Here is a 16,109-nt window from a genome sequence, read left to right as displayed (position 1 = left end):
GGAAAGGAAGAACCACATGAAATTATTAGACCGGCTGCAAAACGAAGTGCTGACAGCTGATGGAGCCATGGGCACTCTCCTCTATTCCTACGGCATCGATTTTTGTTACGAGGAACTTAATATAGAAAAGCCAGAAATCATTGAAAAAATCCATCGCGAATATATAAAAGCAGGCGCGGATGTAATCCAAACGAATACATATAGCGCCAATGCTCTAAAGCTTGCAAGATATGGAATGGAGGACCGTGTACGGGAATTAAATAAAGCAGCCGTGCGGATAGCAAAAAAGGCGGCTTCCTCTGAAGAACGCTTCGTACTCGGGACCATCGGCGGCATCCGTGGAATCCGTAAAAGCAGCGCCTCCCTTGCCGACATTGAAGCGGCCTTTCAGCAGCAGGCAGAAGCCATCTTACTGGAAGAACCTGATGGCTTCCTTTTAGAAACGTATTATGACTTTGAAGAATTAACGACCGTTTTACAACTGCTTCGTCAACTTACAGATCTGCCAATTATTTCTCAAGTATCCATGCATGAACCTGGCATTCTACAAAACGGACTCTCGTTAAATCAGGCGTTCAATCAGCTCGAATCCCTCGGGGCAAACATTGTCGGCGTTAACTGCCGCCTCGGCCCTTATCATACAATCCAAGCATTTGAAGAGGTGACACTGCCTGAAAAAGCCTTTTTATCAGCCTATCCGAATGCAAGCCTTCTCGATGTAGAAGACGGCCGTATCGTCTATGAATCAGAGGCTGATTATTTTGGCCAGGCAGCCGTTCACCTTCGCAATGAAGGGGTCCGTCTTATTGGAGGCTGCTGCGGCACCACACCCAAACATATTGAGGCGGCCAAAAAAGCATTAGCTGGCCTTGCACCAATTACAGAGAAAAAGGTAATCGCCAGAAAGCCCATTATTATTAAAGAACCGACTCCTCCAGTGTTACCGCCGCTCCATGAGCAGGTAAAAAAAGAACGGACGATTATTGTGGAGCTTGATACTCCTAAACACTTGGATACTGCTGCTTATATTAAAGGAGCCACAGCCTTGCAGCAAACTGGCATGGCGGCTATTACAATGGCTGATAACTCGCTTGCTTCTCCACGTATCAGCAACTTAGCAATGGGCTCCCTGCTCAAAATGCAGCATCACATTCGCCCGCTTGTTCATATTACGTGCCGGGATCGGAATTTAATCGGCTTGCAGTCTCATCTTATGGGCTTGCATGCTCTAGGTCTTCACGATGTGCTGGCTATTACCGGTGATCCGACGAAAGTTGGCGATTTCCCGGGTGCTACTTCTGTTTACGACGTTTCAAGCATGGAGCTTATCCAATTAATTAAGCAACTGAATGAAGGAATTTCTTTTTCTGGAAAACCATTAAAACAAAAAGCTAATTTCTCCGTTGCAGCTGCATTTAACCCAAATGTACGTGTGCTCGACCGGGCGGTGAAACGTTTAGAGAAAAAAATTGAGTGCGGAGCCGATTACTTTATTACACAGCCTATTTTTACAAAAGAAAAAATTATTGAAGTATATGAAGCAACAAAGCATTTATCGACTCCGATTTTCCTCGGTATCATGCCGTTGACAAGCTCAAGAAATGCTGAATTCCTTCATCATGAAGTGCCTGGCATTAAACTATCAGACGAAACGCTTGCTAGAATGAAGGCCTATGAGCATGATAAAGAAACAGCAGCGCTTGAGGGCGTCAAGATTGCCAAGGAATTAATCGATACAGCGGCCAAGCTGTTTAATGGTATCTATATTATTACTCCATTTATGCGTTATGAAATGTCCATTGAATTGATCCGTTACATCGAAGAGTTAGATAGAAAAATGAATGAAAGAGGGATCACTCATGTCGAAACAATATCCAATTGAAAAAGAACTGGAAAAACGTATTCTTTTTTTAGATGGCGCAATGGGTACAATGCTACAACAAGCTAATTTAACAGAGGAAGACTTCGGCGGTGAAGAATATGATGGCTGCAATGAGTATTTAAACATTACCGCGCCTCATGTAATCGAAAAAGTTCACCGGGATTATTTAGCAGCAGGCACCGATATCATTGAAACAAATTCATTTGGCGGCACGGCTCTCGTGTTAAATGAATATAACCTCGGTGATAAGGCTTATGAGATTAACAAGCGGGCAGCCGAAATTGCCCGTAAGTGCGCGGATGAATTTTCTACGCCTGATCATCCACGTTATGTGGCAGGTGCTATCGGTCCGACAACGAAAACATTGTCTGTCACAGGCGGAATAGATTTTGACACATTGAGCAGAGACTTTGAATTGCAGGCGACAGCACTCATTGATGGCGGCTGCGATGTTATATTAATGGAAACGAGCCAGGACATGCTGAACGTAAAAGCCGGTGTGCTTGGTATTCAACGTGCTTTTGAAGCTACTGGAAAAAAGCTTCCCATCATGATTTCTGGAACGATCGAACCGATGGGCACCACACTCGCAGGGCAAAACATCGAAGCCTTCTACATTTCTATCGAGCACGTTCATCCGCTATCCGTCGGCTTAAACTGTGCAACTGGTCCAGAATTTATGACGGATCATATCCGTTCGCTTTCTGCCTTATCTCAAAGCTTTGTGAGCTGTTATCCTAACGCTGGGCTTCCGGATGAAAATGGCTGCTATCATGAATCACCTGCGTCCCTTGCGGCCAAGATTAAAGGCTTTGCCGAAAAGGGATGGCTAAATATTGTCGGCGGTTGTTGTGGAACTACACCGGATCATATTCGCGCAATGAGGGCTGCTATTGAAAATATCCCTCCACGCAGACGTCCGGAACAGCCTCATGAACATGTTGTTTCCGGAATTGAGCCCCTTCATTATGATGATTCCATGAGGCCATTATTTATCGGGGAACGGACAAATGTCATTGGTTCCCGTAAATTCAAACGATTGATCATTGAGGGCAAATATGAAGAAGCGGCAGAGATCGCTCGCGCCCAAGTAAAGGGCGGCGCTCATGTCATTGATATTTGTCTTGCCAATCCTGATCGTGATGAACTTGAAGATATGGAAGCCTTTATGCAAGAAGTTGTGAAAAAGGTGAAAGTGCCGCTCGTCATTGACTCAACGGATGAAGCAGTTATTGAAAAAGCCTTGAAATACTCACAGGGAAAAGCAATCATCAACTCCATCAACTTAGAAGACGGTGAAGAGCGCTTCGATGCTGTCCTTCCACTTGTAAAACAATATGGAGCAGCCGTTGTAGTGGGTACGATTGATGAAACGGGTATGGCCGTGACCCGCGAACGTAAACTGGAAGTAGCCGAGCGTTCCTATGACCTGCTCGTCAATAAATGGGGTCTTCCGCCTGAAGACATTATTTTTGATCCGCTCGTCTTCCCCGTGGGAACAGGAGATGAACAATACATCGGTTCAGCCGAAGAAACAGTGGAAGGCATCCGGCTAATTAAAGAAAAAATGCCCAGATCTTTAACCGTTCTTGGTGTCAGCAACGTATCATTCGGCCTCCCGCCTGTTGGCCGTGAAGTGTTGAATGCCGTTTATCTATATCACTGCACGCAAGCTGGACTCGATTACGCCATCGTAAATACTGAGAAGCTGGAGAGATTTGCTTCCATTCCAAAAGAAGAAATAACGATGGCAGAGAAGCTTCTTTTTGAAACGAATGATGAAACGCTAGCAGTCTTTACTGACTTTTACCGTGATAAAAAGAAAGAGAAGAAAGAGGAAGATATTCCGAAGACAGTAGAAGGCCGGCTTAGCTATTATGTCGTGGAGGGCACAAAGGAAGGCTTAATCCCTGACTTGGAACAAGCCTTGACGATGTTCGATACACCGCTTGATATTATTAATGGTCCATTAATGGAAGGAATGGCGGAAGTTGGCCGGTTATTTAACGATAACCAGCTTATCGTAGCGGAAGTGCTGCAGAGCGCTGAGGTCATGAAAGCCGCTGTTGCCTTTTTAGAGCCTTATATGGAGAAAAAAGAAAACGACAACGGGAAAGGAAAAGTTGTACTTGCTACAGTAAAAGGTGATGTTCACGATATTGGTAAAAACCTTGTCGACATTATTTTAAGCAACAATGGTTTTAAGGTCGTCGATTTAGGCATTAAAGTGACACCTGCTGAATTGATTGAAGCGATAAAACGAGAAAATCCTGATATGGTTGGACTTTCCGGCCTACTCGTTAAATCGGCCCAGCAAATGGTTATTACAGCCCAGGATATGAAAGCTGCGAACATTGATTTGCCAATTTTAGTTGGCGGAGCGGCACTTTCCCGCCGCTTCACAGAAACAAAAATTTCACCGGAATATGAAGGACCAGTTCTATACGCCAAGGATGCGATGGATGGGCTGGCTATTGCCGGACGTCTGCAAAACACTGAAGAAAAAACAGAGCTCTTAAATGAACTGAAGGAAAAGCAAGAAAAACGCAAGGAAGTAGAAGCTTACCGGGAAACGATGAAGCCATCTTCATCTGTGGCTGTATTGGAAAAGCCAAAGAAAACAGTTCGCCAGGATGTTCCTGTTTACGTGCCGCGTGACTTGCAGAAACGCCTTCAGCGTGACTACCCTGTTGCTCACTTAGAGCCTTATGTTAATATCCAAACATTAATTGGCCATCACCTTGGGTTAAAAGGCAAAGTAGAAAAACTGCTCGCTGAGCAAGACGAAAGAGCAATTGCTTTGAAAGAAACGGTGGACAGCTTTCTGCAATCCGGCCGTTTAAAAACAGCCAGCGTCTATCAATTCTTCCCTGCCCAGTCTGATGGAAATGACGTTATTATTTATGATCCTGCTGACAGCAAAACAGAGATTGAACGCTTCACATTCCCTCGCCAGCAAAAAGAACCGTTCCTTTGTCTGGCTGATTATTTAAAATCCGTGGATAGCGGCGAAATGGATTATGTTGGATTCTTCGTTGTGAGTGCCGGATTTGGTGTTCGGGAACAATCAGTTGAGTTAAAGGAAAAAGGCGAGTTTCTCCAAAGCCATGCTCTTCAAGCGACAGCTTTAGAACTGGCAGAAGGATTTGCTGAGCGGATTCACCAAGAAATGCGTGACCAATGGGGCTTCCCGGATGCTGTTGATTTTACGATGAAAGAACGCTTTGCCGCCAAGTACCAAGGACAGCGTTTCTCCTTTGGCTATCCAGCTTGTCCAAACTTGGACGACCAGACAAAGCTCTTTAAGCTTCTACAGCCTGAAGAAATCGGCGTCCGCTTAACCGAGGGATGCATGATGGAACCAGAAGCTTCTGTTTCTGCTATCGTCTTTGCTCATCCTGATGCTCGATACTTTAATGTTAACTAAATAAGCAAAGAGCACCTTCGCTATGAGGTGCTCTTTATTTATTATTAAATAAACGTTAAACATTATTTTTGTAGATAGTACATAACAGAGTAAGCAATCATGCGGTGTCCTGTTGGACTCTGGTGACATCCCCCCTCAGTTCATCAGCTAGCCCACTTTCACCAAACACGACATCTGTTTCTCCACGGTCTCTAGCAATGGCATAATCAGTTGGTAATTTCATTTGTATAGAGAAATTCAACTGCTTGGGCATAAATTGTTCTATGTATCTCAAACTAATACAGAAAACCATAAATGCGGACAAAAAGACTGTCCTATTAACTTCTCTCAGTTAAACAGCTAATAAAAAATTAGCTTCTGCACGTTTAGTTCTCCTTCAAACTCGCCTTTTATAGACATGAAAGGACTTTCACAAAAAGAATAAAGTCCCCTCCCAGCCATTGTCTGTTTCATTTTTCCAATGTTGTTTTCCCTGCAGCAGTTGCTTGTCATTTTGCAAGCTTAGCATTAAGCGCATTGTTGACAAAACGATAAATTACCTCTGCTCCCTGTGGAGTAAGATGAGTGCCAGATGAATCAATCCATCCTGAATCGATTAAATTCCGGTCGGTTATTCCCTTCATTGATCTCGTCATTATGTCGTAGTTATCAATTAAAGTAACCTTCTTTTCTTTGGCTACCTTTCTGACGATCGCGTTATATGAATTATGCCATTGTCTGGCCCCTTTATATTTAGCATAAAGCCTCTGGTCATATCGGGAGTAATAATACCCATTCTGTCCATTCCCTTGGATAACAGGTATAGTTGTCATTAAAATCACTTCGATTTTGCGTGCTTTTAACGCATCAGTAAAATATTTTAAGTTGCTTTCAAATCGGGCCTTCGATACACGCGGCTGCCCTTTGGCATTTAAAACCGCATCATTGGTTCCAAACATAATAATGACTGCTTTTGGCTTTTTATTTAATACATCTATAGAAAAACGTTTCCGGCCATTTTCCGTTGTATTGCCGCCAATACCTGAGTTAATGACTGTGCGGGTTTGTTGTAGCTTCGTTACCCATTTACTTTTTTCATCATACTTATTGATTTTCCAATTTGTTCCTTGCGTATTGCTATCTCCGAACGCTACAATTACCTGCTTCGCTGAAGAAGGACGTTGTTGTTTTGCCGCTACAGCAGAAATGGGAATCAAGTTAGCCGTGATGAAAAAAAGCAAGACCAACCACCTAACCCATAGTTGTGTTTGTTTCCTTTTCAAGTTTCTTCCTCCATTTCCTTCATATAGTACACCATCGCTCCATTATACTATGCTTTTCGCACCGGTCAACTCTCCTTACAGTCTCTCCTTGATAAAGCCTTCTCTTGCATCTTCACAGAATGAGATTCTTCTTTTGCCGCTATTCTATTCAGCTATTGGTTGTATAAGCAGGCGCTCCTGAGCCACATTAATAATAAAGGAGATGATTAAATGAAGAAAAAAGATCCAGAAAAGACGCCGCTCATCCCTGCCAAACCAGAAATGAATCTTCATACTGATGCAAGTGAATATCTTCCCGGTGAATCTGTGGATGAGCACGGGAATCTTGAAGTAGCCAACGAAATGATTGGCCTTAAAGAGATCGGCCAACAGCATAACAATCTTTAATACCTATACTCATTCTCACAATCATCTGCTTAGAAGCTCTTCAATCAAAAAGCCAGCCGTTCATTTTTTATGAACAGCTGGCTGAAAAGTCGTGATATCCCTTTTCTTACTTAACATTCCCATTACTCACCAACAAGTCGCCCTTGATTAAACGATTAACTGTAGAGAATTACTTATGATTATGCTGAACTGCTCTCAAACAAAGGAGCTTGTCAGTAATACATAGCATTAAACATTTAGATCAGTAGCGATTACATGATGAGGAGAAAACGGCAGAAGCTATCCTACCGCTTCCCCCTAAATTTTCTCTACATTAATTAAAGCAGGACGCTGCCCGTCACTTCCTGTTGTATAAGTTAGCAAGACTTGCTGATTTTCTTCGTGTGAATAAGATTCAGATGATCCATACGAAACTTCTAGTACTTGATATGAACCATCTATTAGTACTTCGATGGAACGATTATCAATAGCTCCAACGATCATTCCCTGACTTGTCTTTACATGATCCGCAGGAACTTGAAGACTTGTTCCAATGATGGCTACAGGGTATTGAAGCTTATTTAACTGCATAAGCGCACTCACTTTTGTATTGAATCTCTCGGCAAGAGAATACAAAGTATCTCCTGGCTTTATGTGATAAGTGACAGTCGGCGGTTTAACAGCCGCTACCTTCCCATCAGCCATCGTATTTTTCTGTTCGACGGTTGAGACAACGATCGTTCGTTGATTGCTTTTCGTCAAATTTTCTGCCGAAATATTAGTTTTTTTTGTTAAAATGGATAAAGAATCGTCATTCTTGACGATATTAACAGTAGAGGAAGCCTGTTTTGGCTTTTGGGTTATCTTTTGGCCGGGTATTTTGCCTGGCTCTTTTTTATTTGTCTGTTCTTTATTTTTATAAATAATTAATTTTTGACCGATCTTTAAGGCATCTGTTTTCAATTGATTGTCTTGCCTAATCTTTTCAACTGTCGTGCCATACTTATTAGCTATCTTCCACAGGCTGTCTCCCGATTGAACGATATGTGTCACCGTTGAACCTGATGGGGCTGGTGGCTTTGGCTGTTCTGTCGGCTTTTGTCCCGCTCCTGGTTTGGCCGCTGACCCTTTTGGCGTAATGATTAGTTTTTGACCAATCTTTAAGGCATCTGTTTTCAATCGATTGTCCTGCCTAATCTTTTCAACTGTCGTGCCATACTTATTAGCTATCTTCCACAGGCTGTCTCCTGATTGAACGATATGTGTCACCGTTGAGCCTGATGGGGCTGGTGGCTTTGGCTGTTCCGTCGGCTTTTGTCCCGCTCCTGGTTTAGCCGCTGACCCTTTTGGCGTAATGATTAGTTTTTGGCCAATCTGTAATGCATCCGTTTTCAATTGATTGTCCTGCCTGATCTTTTCAACTGTCGTGCCGTATTTGTTGGCTATCTTCCACAGGCTGTCTCCCGATTGAACGGTATGTGTCACCGTTGAACCTGATGGGGCTGGTGGCTTTGGCTGTTCCGTCGGCTTTTGTCCCGCTCCTGGTTTAGCCGTTGATCCTTTTGGCGTAATGATTAGTTTTTGGCCAATCTGTAATGCATCCGTTTTCAACTGATTGTCCTGTCTGATCTTTTCAACTGTCGTGCCGTATTTGTTGGCTATCTTCCACAGGCTGTCTCCTGATTGAACAACATGATTGAACGAGCCGCTTATCTTTGTTTGTTGAGGGGTTACTTTCGTGACTGTTTGATCCAGCTTCTCCATGGCAGCTACTGCTACTGGTGCCTCTGTCGATTTTCCAGATGGTGTTGACCCTGTTTTAATTTCTTCTGGTTTGATGGATGGTTCAGTCTTTTCATTGCTTTCTTTATGGACCCCATTGTTTTCTAAATAATCCTTCTTTTGTTCCATTAATGTTAAATGAAGCGGCCGACCATTTTCATCAAGAGTTGGGACGATCATCTGCTGCCCAACATATAAATCATTAGAGGCAAAACCATTTTTACTTTTCAATTGTTCGACTGATACTTGAAACTTTTTGGCAAGCGAATAAATTGTGTCCCCCTCTTTCACCGTATAAGGGGCAGCACAATCGCATGCCTTTGCTTCTTCCGGCTGAACAAATACTGATGCAGCAGTTAATGAAACAGCCAGAGTTGCACCAATCCATTTAGAGTTTCTTTCATAAGCCCTCGCCTTCTTTAGCTTAGCAATCCTCTCTTGGCGAGTTTCCATCTTCTCGTGTTCCATACTCATCTCCCCATATATCTTTTTTCAAACAAGAGAATATTGAATTTTATCTACGTTACAATATTCTCCACAATAGGAAATATTACACGCAAACAGAAAAAACAACAAATTTGTTAAAATAATGACATTCTTATAATATATATATCTAAAATACTAAAAAAATTCCCAGCAATGGGTCTATTTTTCTAATCCCGTGATCCATTGCTTTCATGATAAAACCAATACAGGCTAGGATAAGGAGGAATGAAAGTAGGCATAAAGATTCGTGGTGCCTCTTTTCCTAAAACAATCAAAAGTGGAGTTTAGGAAAAATTCATTAATTTTTCCTGCTTCATCTTTCTTTTATATATATAAAATAGCTCAATTATTGATAGAATCAGCCTATTCGCATGCTTTCATTAATTAATGGAAATAAACGGAATGAACAAGAGTGGAATAGAAGATTATCACCGCTTTTTATCATTCCTGCCAAAAACAAAGATGAGTCGTTTGACCTAAACGAATAAAAGAGGCTTACGTTGCAATTTAACAATGTTTCTTCTAACACGACTCTCATATATATAAAAATGACCTTTCCCCGATTGACTATTGGGGAAAGGTCTACTCTTTTTATTTTTTGTTTTAACCAATTAAGAATCATAATTGTGAAAAGGAAGCTCTCTTGCTTTACTAACTTCCACGCAAGAGGTGGTAAGAAAAGTCGATTTTACCTCTCGTTTTAAATGGAAGCCTCTCCGTTTTAGTTGTTTTCTTTTCCCTTCCATTTTTCCTTATTATTCTCTTCTACCGTCAGTGAATAAACCAATCTTTGGTTTATCCTGCTATAAGTGCCCAGAAGATATAATGATAAATCAAAGTATATAAAAAGAACTGCTGTAATAAGCAGTTCTTTACAATATATAGCTATAGAAGATTTAATTATCCGTGATACCAGCCTGTTTTTACATTAACCGTAACGATATAGTCGTAGTATACTCCATCCATCTTAGCGCTTACTGAATAGTATCCTTGATTGCCAAAAATACCGGATTTTTTATATCTGATCGTATCGATGGAATCTGCGTATCCTTGTCGCACTAGATCAGCTTCAAACGCCGCCTTCACCCCTGGCGCCCAATTATAGGGATCAGCAAATTTCAACTCGTGTGCTTTGACATAGGCGTATTTGTTTTTATATTTGATTTTAGACCAGCCATATTGATCAGCTGAAATCCAGTCGCCCTGATCCTTACCGATAGGTACACCGCCATATACTTGCACTGGTTGACCTGCCTTAATGCTCCCTACGGTTTTATACGAGGTGCCTGGAGAAGCTTTTACGACAAGGGATTTAGCTGCGGTGGCCTTATCATAATTTACAAACCCGCTTGAAGCTACGTACCCCGCTTTTCCATTATATTTAATCTTCGACCATCCACCTGATTCAGTGTTGTAAACAAATACCACTGTTCCATTCTTTAATGAACCGATAACTTTTGCTTTTGGACTTGGCTTTTCACGCACATCTAACTTTGCTACACCGACCGTATAGTGCTTGTTTACAGCCGCTGCTTCTGCTTGTTGTGAAGGTAGTAAAGTGGCGAATAAAATCAAAGCAGCAATGAACCCGACAATCTTTTTCATAAATGACCTCCTATATTCTCTATCAATGCGATGATTATACCACAACTTTTTTCCTATCAATTAGTTCTTTTTAGATTTTTTAAAAAAATTAACAAACAAAAGAGATGCCTTATTAGGTCATCTCTTTTAAATAGACTGCCATGGTCACATCACTAGCAAACTTCTTGGAGCCTTAAACCACTAAAGATACTGCCGCTTAATGCCAGCTTGCCTCTCTTTCGATATAGCAGGCATACATCCTAGGCCTTGAGCGTAACAATGGTAGATTGATGGAATGAATAAACATCATTTCCGGGGGGATTTTAACTTTTTTACATTTATAAAGATTATATTTTATTTTCACTTGTTCATTCAAACTTTTCATGTTACATTTAACAGGAATTATTTTTGTTCGGTAAGGATTGATAAGTGATATATATATACTTTCGTCTGGAAGATTTGGAGCAAGGATAGTAACACAATGTATGCGCTGCATACGAGGAGGAATTACAAATGGAACAAGGTAAAGTGAAATGGTTTAATGCAGAAAAAGGTTTTGGATTTATCGAACGCGAAGATGGAGACGATGTATTCGTTCATTTCTCAGCTATCCAAGGCGACGGTTATAAATCTTTAGACGAAGGTCAAGCTGTAACATTTGATATTGAACAAGGCCAACGCGGATTGCAAGCAACTAACGTTCAAAAAGCATAATACAAATCAACGAATAAAAACAGACTCTAAAATTAGAGTCTGTTTTTATTTTAAACACCATAAAAATTCCCTATTCACGAATGAATAGGGAAAATCGAAACAAGTAATAGTAAATGGTAGACCAAGTATAGCATAGTATTCTTATGATCACTAATGATTTTTATTTTTTAACGGTTATCCACCGTTTCGGGATACATATCGTGGTTCATTAAACGATAATTCGCCATTTCTTCAAACTTTGTTTCCGGACGTCCCCAGTTGCAGTATGGATCAATAGAAATGCCGCCACGCGGCGTAAATTTGCCCCATACTTCAATGTAGCGAGGATTCATTAATTCAATCAAGTCATTCATGATAATATTCACGCAGTCCTCATGAAAATCACCATGGTTACGGAAGCTGAATAAATAGAGCTTGAGTGACTTGCTTTCTACCATTTTGATGTCAGGAATATAGCTGATATAAATGGTCGCGAAATCCGGCTGACCAGTCACCGGGCAAAGGCTTGTAAATTCCGGACAATTAAATTTTACAAAGTAGTCCCGATTTGGATGTTTATTGTCAAATGACTCTAAAATCGACGGATCATATTCAAATGTATACTTCGTTCCTTGGTTTCCTAAAAGTGAAATATCCTGCTTTAATTCTTCTTCGTTTCTTCCTGCCATTAGAAGATCCCTCCCTGTTCAAACTATCTTCCATTATAAGCGTGCTTGCTGTGATAATCAAAAAAGATTTACAATAAGGGAAAGGAGTGATTTTTTGCATACGATTTCATCGCTTGCCGAATTGCAGACAGCCCTTCACGAGCATGAGGCTGTTCTTGCCTTTATTTCTGACCCAAACTGTTCAGTATGTCATGCCATCCATCCACGTGTAGAGGAGTTGCTGAAACAATTTCCCGATGTATATGCTGTGGAGGCAAATATGGCGGAAGCACCCGACATTTCTGGTCAATATACGGTCTTTTCTGTTCCAGCTGTTCTTTTTTTCATTCAAGGAAAAGAACGATTTCGAAAAGCCCGTTTCATCTTGATGGACGAGTTGGAAGAAGAAATAAAACTTTCACTGAAACTAATATAGGACAGCAAAAAGGGATACTGTTTGTGTTTCACAGTATCCCTTCTCTATTCCCCTTATTCATTAGACAGAAACAGATTGGCTTTTGCCGCCTAGATAAGCATCTCGCACTCTTGGGTCCTTCATCAATGCTTTAGCTTCTCCTTCGATAGCGATCTCTCCCCGTTCCATCACGCATGCTCGATCAGCCACTTTCAAAGCAGCTTTTACATTTTGCTCCACTAAAATAATGGTTGTGCCAAATTCTGTGCGCAGCTGATCAAGGATATTCATAATGTCCTTAACAATCAGCGGTGCCAGCCCCAATGATGGTTCATCCAGCATCATTAATTTCGGGTTAGACATCAAACCGCGTGCAATAGCGAGCATTTGCTGCTCCCCGCCGCTGAGCAGGCCTCCGGGACGATCTTCCATTGTTTTTAACTTTGGAAACAATTCATAACAGCGGTCTATATCTTTTTGGAGTGTTTTTTTGCTTTGCCGATAGCGATGGTAAGCACCGAGCATCATGTTGTCTTTCACGGACAAAGCATCAAAAATCTGCCGACGCTCCGGTACAAGACAAATTCCCTTTTTAACAATGGCTTCTACCTTTTGCTTGCCGACCTCCTCTCCCTCATAGAGAATGCTTCCTTTGCGTTGTTGATAAATGCCGGCAATTGTACCGAGCAGTGTGCTTTTCCCAGCCCCATTTGAACCGACAATAGCGAAAATCTCCCCTTTGTTTAATTCAAAGGAAATTCCTTTTAACACATGGAGAAAGCCATGATACGTATGAATATCCGTTGCTTTAAGCATCAAATCGCCTCCTCCTCTTCCGTTCCAAGATAAGCGGCAATTACCTTCTCATTTTCATAAATTTCAGCCGGCGTACCTTCGGCAATCTTTTTACCATAATCAATAACGACAATGCGATCAGAAATTCCCATTACTGTTTCCATGTCATGCTCTACAAAAAGAAATGACATTCCTTCATCCCGCTTTTTCTTAATAATATCAACAAGCTGTCTTGACTCTTGCGGATTTAACCCGGCCATTGGCTCATCAAGAAGAATGAGCTTTGGCGAAGAAGCAGACGCTCTGGCAATTTCCAACAGACGCTGATTTCCATAAGGAAGCACTTCTGCCGGTTCAAAAGCGAGATCAGCAATTCCGACTTTCTCTAAACAACTCATTGCTATATCAAACGCCTGCTGTTCTTCCTTCCTCACACCCATCAACCGGAAACCGGCCTGTAGAAATCCTGTTTTTAATCGGCAATGCACACCGGTCATTACGTTTTCAATGACACTCATATTTTCGAACACCTGCAAGTTTTGGAATGTACGGGTAATGCCTGCATCAGCAATTTGGTAAGGCTGTTTTCCTGTTATTTCCTTCCCGCTGAAAAACACTTGCCCCGATGTAGGCGGCAACACACCGGTAATCATATTGAAAAGAGTTGTCTTTCCAGCACCGTTCGGTCCAATTACCGCCACGATTTCTCCTTCATTTAAATGGAAGTCAACGCCGCTAACAGCGACAACACCTCCAAAGGCTTTCGTTAATCCCTTCACTTCCAGCAGCGGTTTGCTCATTATTTACTCCCTCCCACTGTTGCATCAGCATTCGGCGGTCCAGTGATGGCGGTCTTTTTAGATTTCCGTCCCGCTAGACGTCCCCATAACTTTCCAAGTGTCGGTGCAAGTCCTTGAGGCATATAAATTAAAATGGCAACAAGAAGTACACCAAAGAAGACAATTTGGAATTCTCCTCCCACATTCGGGAAAAACACCGGAATAATGTCTTTTAAAAGTTCGTTTAACAGAACATAAACAATGGCCCCAATCATTCCTCCCCAAACACTTGCCGATCCTCCGATAACAACCATAATCAGGAAGTTAATCGACTCCATCGCTGTAAATAGATCTGGATTAATAAAAGTCACGTAATGAGCATACAAGCTGCCAGCAACGGAAGCGTAGATGGCACTTAACACAAATACCTTTAATTTGTACTGTTGAATATTCACTCCGATTGAATTGGCTGCCACATCACTGCCATGGATAGAACGGAGTGCCCGCCCAACACGTGAGTCAATAATATTTTTAGAAAAGATAATACCGACAATCAGTAGCGCCCAAATCAAAAAGTAAAATTTCACATCCGTATCAAAAGAAAATCCGAACAAATTAAATGATGGGATACCAAAGAATCCATTTAAGCCGCCGGTAAGCTCTTTTAATTCCTTGAAAAAGGTAAAAATAATGATACCGAAGCCAAGTGTGGCAAGCGCTAGATAATTCTCTTTAAGCTTCAATGTTGGGATGCCGATTAAAACCGCAATGATAATTGCTAAAGCCACACCAACCAGAATGCCAACAATTCCTGGCATTCCATAAGTCCCCGTCATGACAGCGGAAGCATAAGCGCCTATTCCGTAAAAAGCGGCGTGTCCCAGTGATATTTGTCCCGCATACCCCATAAGCATGGTCAATCCTGTTGTAACAATCGCATAAAGGCCTACTAAGATCATGACACTTAACAAAAAGGAGTTAGCAAAAAAAGGAACAATGATGAGAGCAGCTATGAACAGCAAGAGACCGCCATAGTGCCTGTTATATAGCTCTTTTACTTTTGGATGATTCATCTACTCTACACCCGCTTTCCACTCGCTTTAGCAAACAGCCCATTCGGCATGAAGAACAATACGATAAGAAGTAAGGCAAAGCTGATTGCATCTTTATATCCTGACGTCCACAAACCTTCTGTAAATGATTCCAATATCCCAATCATAAAAGCGCCGATAATGGCAGCTGGCGCATTGGTCAACCCGCCAATTACCGCAGCAACAAAAGCTTTCATGCCAATCATTAATCCCATTTCGTATGTGGCTCCCGAGATCGGGGCGATAATAATACCGGCAATGGCTCCAAGCCCTGCACTCACTGCTATCGAAATAAAAGACATCCATTCGGGCTTAATTCCCATCAATCTAGCAGCAGAACGATTGACTACACATGCTGTAACAGCTTTTCCAATGAATGTTCTATTAAAAAAGTAGTGCATGGCAATTAAGCTGACGACTGAAATCCCCACTGCCCAAATGCTTTGTGGCAGCAATACGGCATTTAACACGTTAATCGGATTATTTTCTGTGAACGGCGACAATGATCTTGGCTGTGTTCCCCAAATTAGAATGGCAAGCCCGCGGATCGCAATCGCTACCCCAAGCGTGATAATAATCAATGTTGGGAGCGATGCATTACGCGCCGGATAGATGGCTGTCCGTTCAAAAATCCCGCCGATTAGCACGACGATTCCTATGCTTAAAATGATTCCTAATCCCATTGGCATATCCATGGAAACAAATGTAATCGCAAACATCGCCCCAAGCATAGCAAAATCTCCTTGGGCAAAGTTCAAAACGCCTGTAATGTTATACGTGATGACAAATCCGATGGCAACTAATGCATAGATACTGCCGATTGTTAAACCTGAAAAAATCAGCTGGATAAATTGACTGGTTAGCTCCATGTTTACTCCC

14 protein-coding genes are annotated in these 16,109 nt (G+C 41.8%); 5 read left to right on the top strand and 9 right to left on the bottom strand.

Going from position 1 to position 16,109, the window contains the following annotated elements:
* Positions 1-16: 16 nt before the first annotated feature.
* Both ACH0BF_RS11170 and metH read left to right on the top strand, forming a co-directional pair.
* Positions 17-1,882, top strand: coding sequence for a bifunctional homocysteine S-methyltransferase/methylenetetrahydrofolate reductase (locus tag ACH0BF_RS11170; RefSeq protein WP_120036339.1), 1,866 nt, complete (start codon positions 17-19; stop codon positions 1,880-1,882).
* Complete coding sequence (gene metH, locus ACH0BF_RS11165) at positions 1,860-5,309, top strand: methionine synthase (protein ID WP_340856200.1); 3,450 nt, start codon at positions 1,860-1,862, stop codon at positions 5,307-5,309. Before ACH0BF_RS11170 ends, metH begins: the two co-directional genes overlap by 23 nt.
* Before the next feature lie 97 nt (positions 5,310-5,406).
* Here metH and ACH0BF_RS11160 read toward each other — a convergent pair whose 3' ends face one another.
* Together ACH0BF_RS11160 and ACH0BF_RS11155 are read right to left on the bottom strand one after the other, a co-directional pair.
* Entirely contained in the window at positions 5,407-5,613 is a 207-nt protein-coding gene (locus tag ACH0BF_RS11160; protein WP_406909392.1) for a hypothetical protein, read from the bottom strand.
* A 184-nt stretch (positions 5,614-5,797) separates the two neighbouring features.
* Positions 5,798-6,571: an SGNH/GDSL hydrolase family protein gene (locus ACH0BF_RS11155; RefSeq protein WP_259455702.1), complete on the bottom strand. Its 774-nt coding sequence runs from the start codon at positions 6,569-6,571 to the stop codon at positions 5,798-5,800.
* 210 nt (positions 6,572-6,781) lie between these two features.
* On the opposite strand from ACH0BF_RS11155, the gene ACH0BF_RS11150 reads away from it, so the two are divergent.
* On the top strand, positions 6,782-6,958 hold the full coding sequence (locus ACH0BF_RS11150) for a hypothetical protein (RefSeq protein ID WP_182917093.1): 177 nt from the start codon (positions 6,782-6,784) through the stop codon (positions 6,956-6,958).
* Between the two features lie 297 nt (positions 6,959-7,255).
* Here the strand turns inward: ACH0BF_RS11150 and ACH0BF_RS11145 are convergent, their stop codons facing one another.
* The gene (locus tag ACH0BF_RS11145) at positions 7,256-9,187 is read right to left on the bottom strand and encodes a LysM peptidoglycan-binding domain-containing protein (protein WP_340856201.1); all 1,932 of its coding nucleotides are present in this window, start codon (positions 9,185-9,187) and stop codon (positions 7,256-7,258) included.
* 918 nt (positions 9,188-10,105) lie between these two features.
* Complete coding sequence (locus ACH0BF_RS11140; protein ID WP_340856203.1) at positions 10,106-10,810, bottom strand: SH3 domain-containing protein; 705 nt, start codon at positions 10,808-10,810, stop codon at positions 10,106-10,108.
* A 492-nt stretch (positions 10,811-11,302) separates the two neighbouring features.
* Here ACH0BF_RS11140 and ACH0BF_RS11135 point away from each other — a divergent pair, with 492 nt between their 5' ends.
* Complete coding sequence (locus tag ACH0BF_RS11135) at positions 11,303-11,503, top strand: cold-shock protein (protein ID WP_120036333.1); 201 nt, start codon at positions 11,303-11,305, stop codon at positions 11,501-11,503.
* Between the two features lie 167 nt (positions 11,504-11,670).
* Here ACH0BF_RS11135 and queF read toward each other — a convergent pair whose 3' ends face one another.
* Entirely contained in the window at positions 11,671-12,171 is a 501-nt protein-coding gene (gene queF / locus ACH0BF_RS11130; protein ID WP_340856205.1) for a preQ(1) synthase, read from the bottom strand.
* 94 nt (positions 12,172-12,265) lie between these two features.
* Between queF and ACH0BF_RS11125 the strand changes: the two genes are divergently transcribed.
* On the top strand, positions 12,266-12,586 hold the full coding sequence (locus ACH0BF_RS11125) for a thioredoxin family protein (protein ID WP_406909391.1): 321 nt from the start codon (positions 12,266-12,268) through the stop codon (positions 12,584-12,586).
* 60 nt (positions 12,587-12,646) lie between these two features.
* Here the strand turns inward: ACH0BF_RS11125 and ACH0BF_RS11120 are convergent, their stop codons facing one another.
* From ACH0BF_RS11120 to ACH0BF_RS11105, 4 genes are read right to left on the bottom strand one after another with little or no spacing between them, the layout of a single operon-like run.
* Positions 12,647-13,381: an ABC transporter ATP-binding protein gene (locus tag ACH0BF_RS11120; protein WP_120036331.1), complete on the bottom strand. Its 735-nt coding sequence runs from the start codon at positions 13,379-13,381 to the stop codon at positions 12,647-12,649.
* Entirely contained in the window at positions 13,381-14,160 is a 780-nt protein-coding gene (locus tag ACH0BF_RS11115) for an ABC transporter ATP-binding protein (protein WP_120036330.1), read from the bottom strand. The genes ACH0BF_RS11120 and ACH0BF_RS11115 overlap by 1 nt, the downstream gene beginning before the upstream one ends.
* Positions 14,160-15,212, bottom strand: a complete 1,053-nt coding sequence (locus ACH0BF_RS11110) for a branched-chain amino acid ABC transporter permease (RefSeq protein ID WP_340856209.1) — start codon at positions 15,210-15,212, stop codon at positions 14,160-14,162. The genes ACH0BF_RS11115 and ACH0BF_RS11110 overlap by 1 nt, the downstream gene beginning before the upstream one ends.
* Before the next feature lie 5 nt (positions 15,213-15,217).
* Positions 15,218-16,099: a branched-chain amino acid ABC transporter permease gene (locus tag ACH0BF_RS11105; RefSeq protein WP_340856211.1), complete on the bottom strand. Its 882-nt coding sequence runs from the start codon at positions 16,097-16,099 to the stop codon at positions 15,218-15,220.
* Positions 16,100-16,109: the final 10 nt, after the last annotated feature.

This window comes from Pseudobacillus sp. 179-B 2D1 NHS, assembly GCF_045370945.1.
In the GTDB taxonomy this organism is placed as follows: domain Bacteria; phylum Bacillota; class Bacilli; order Bacillales; family Domibacillaceae; genus Pseudobacillus.
This window is presented reverse-complemented; position numbering and strand designations above follow the sequence as displayed.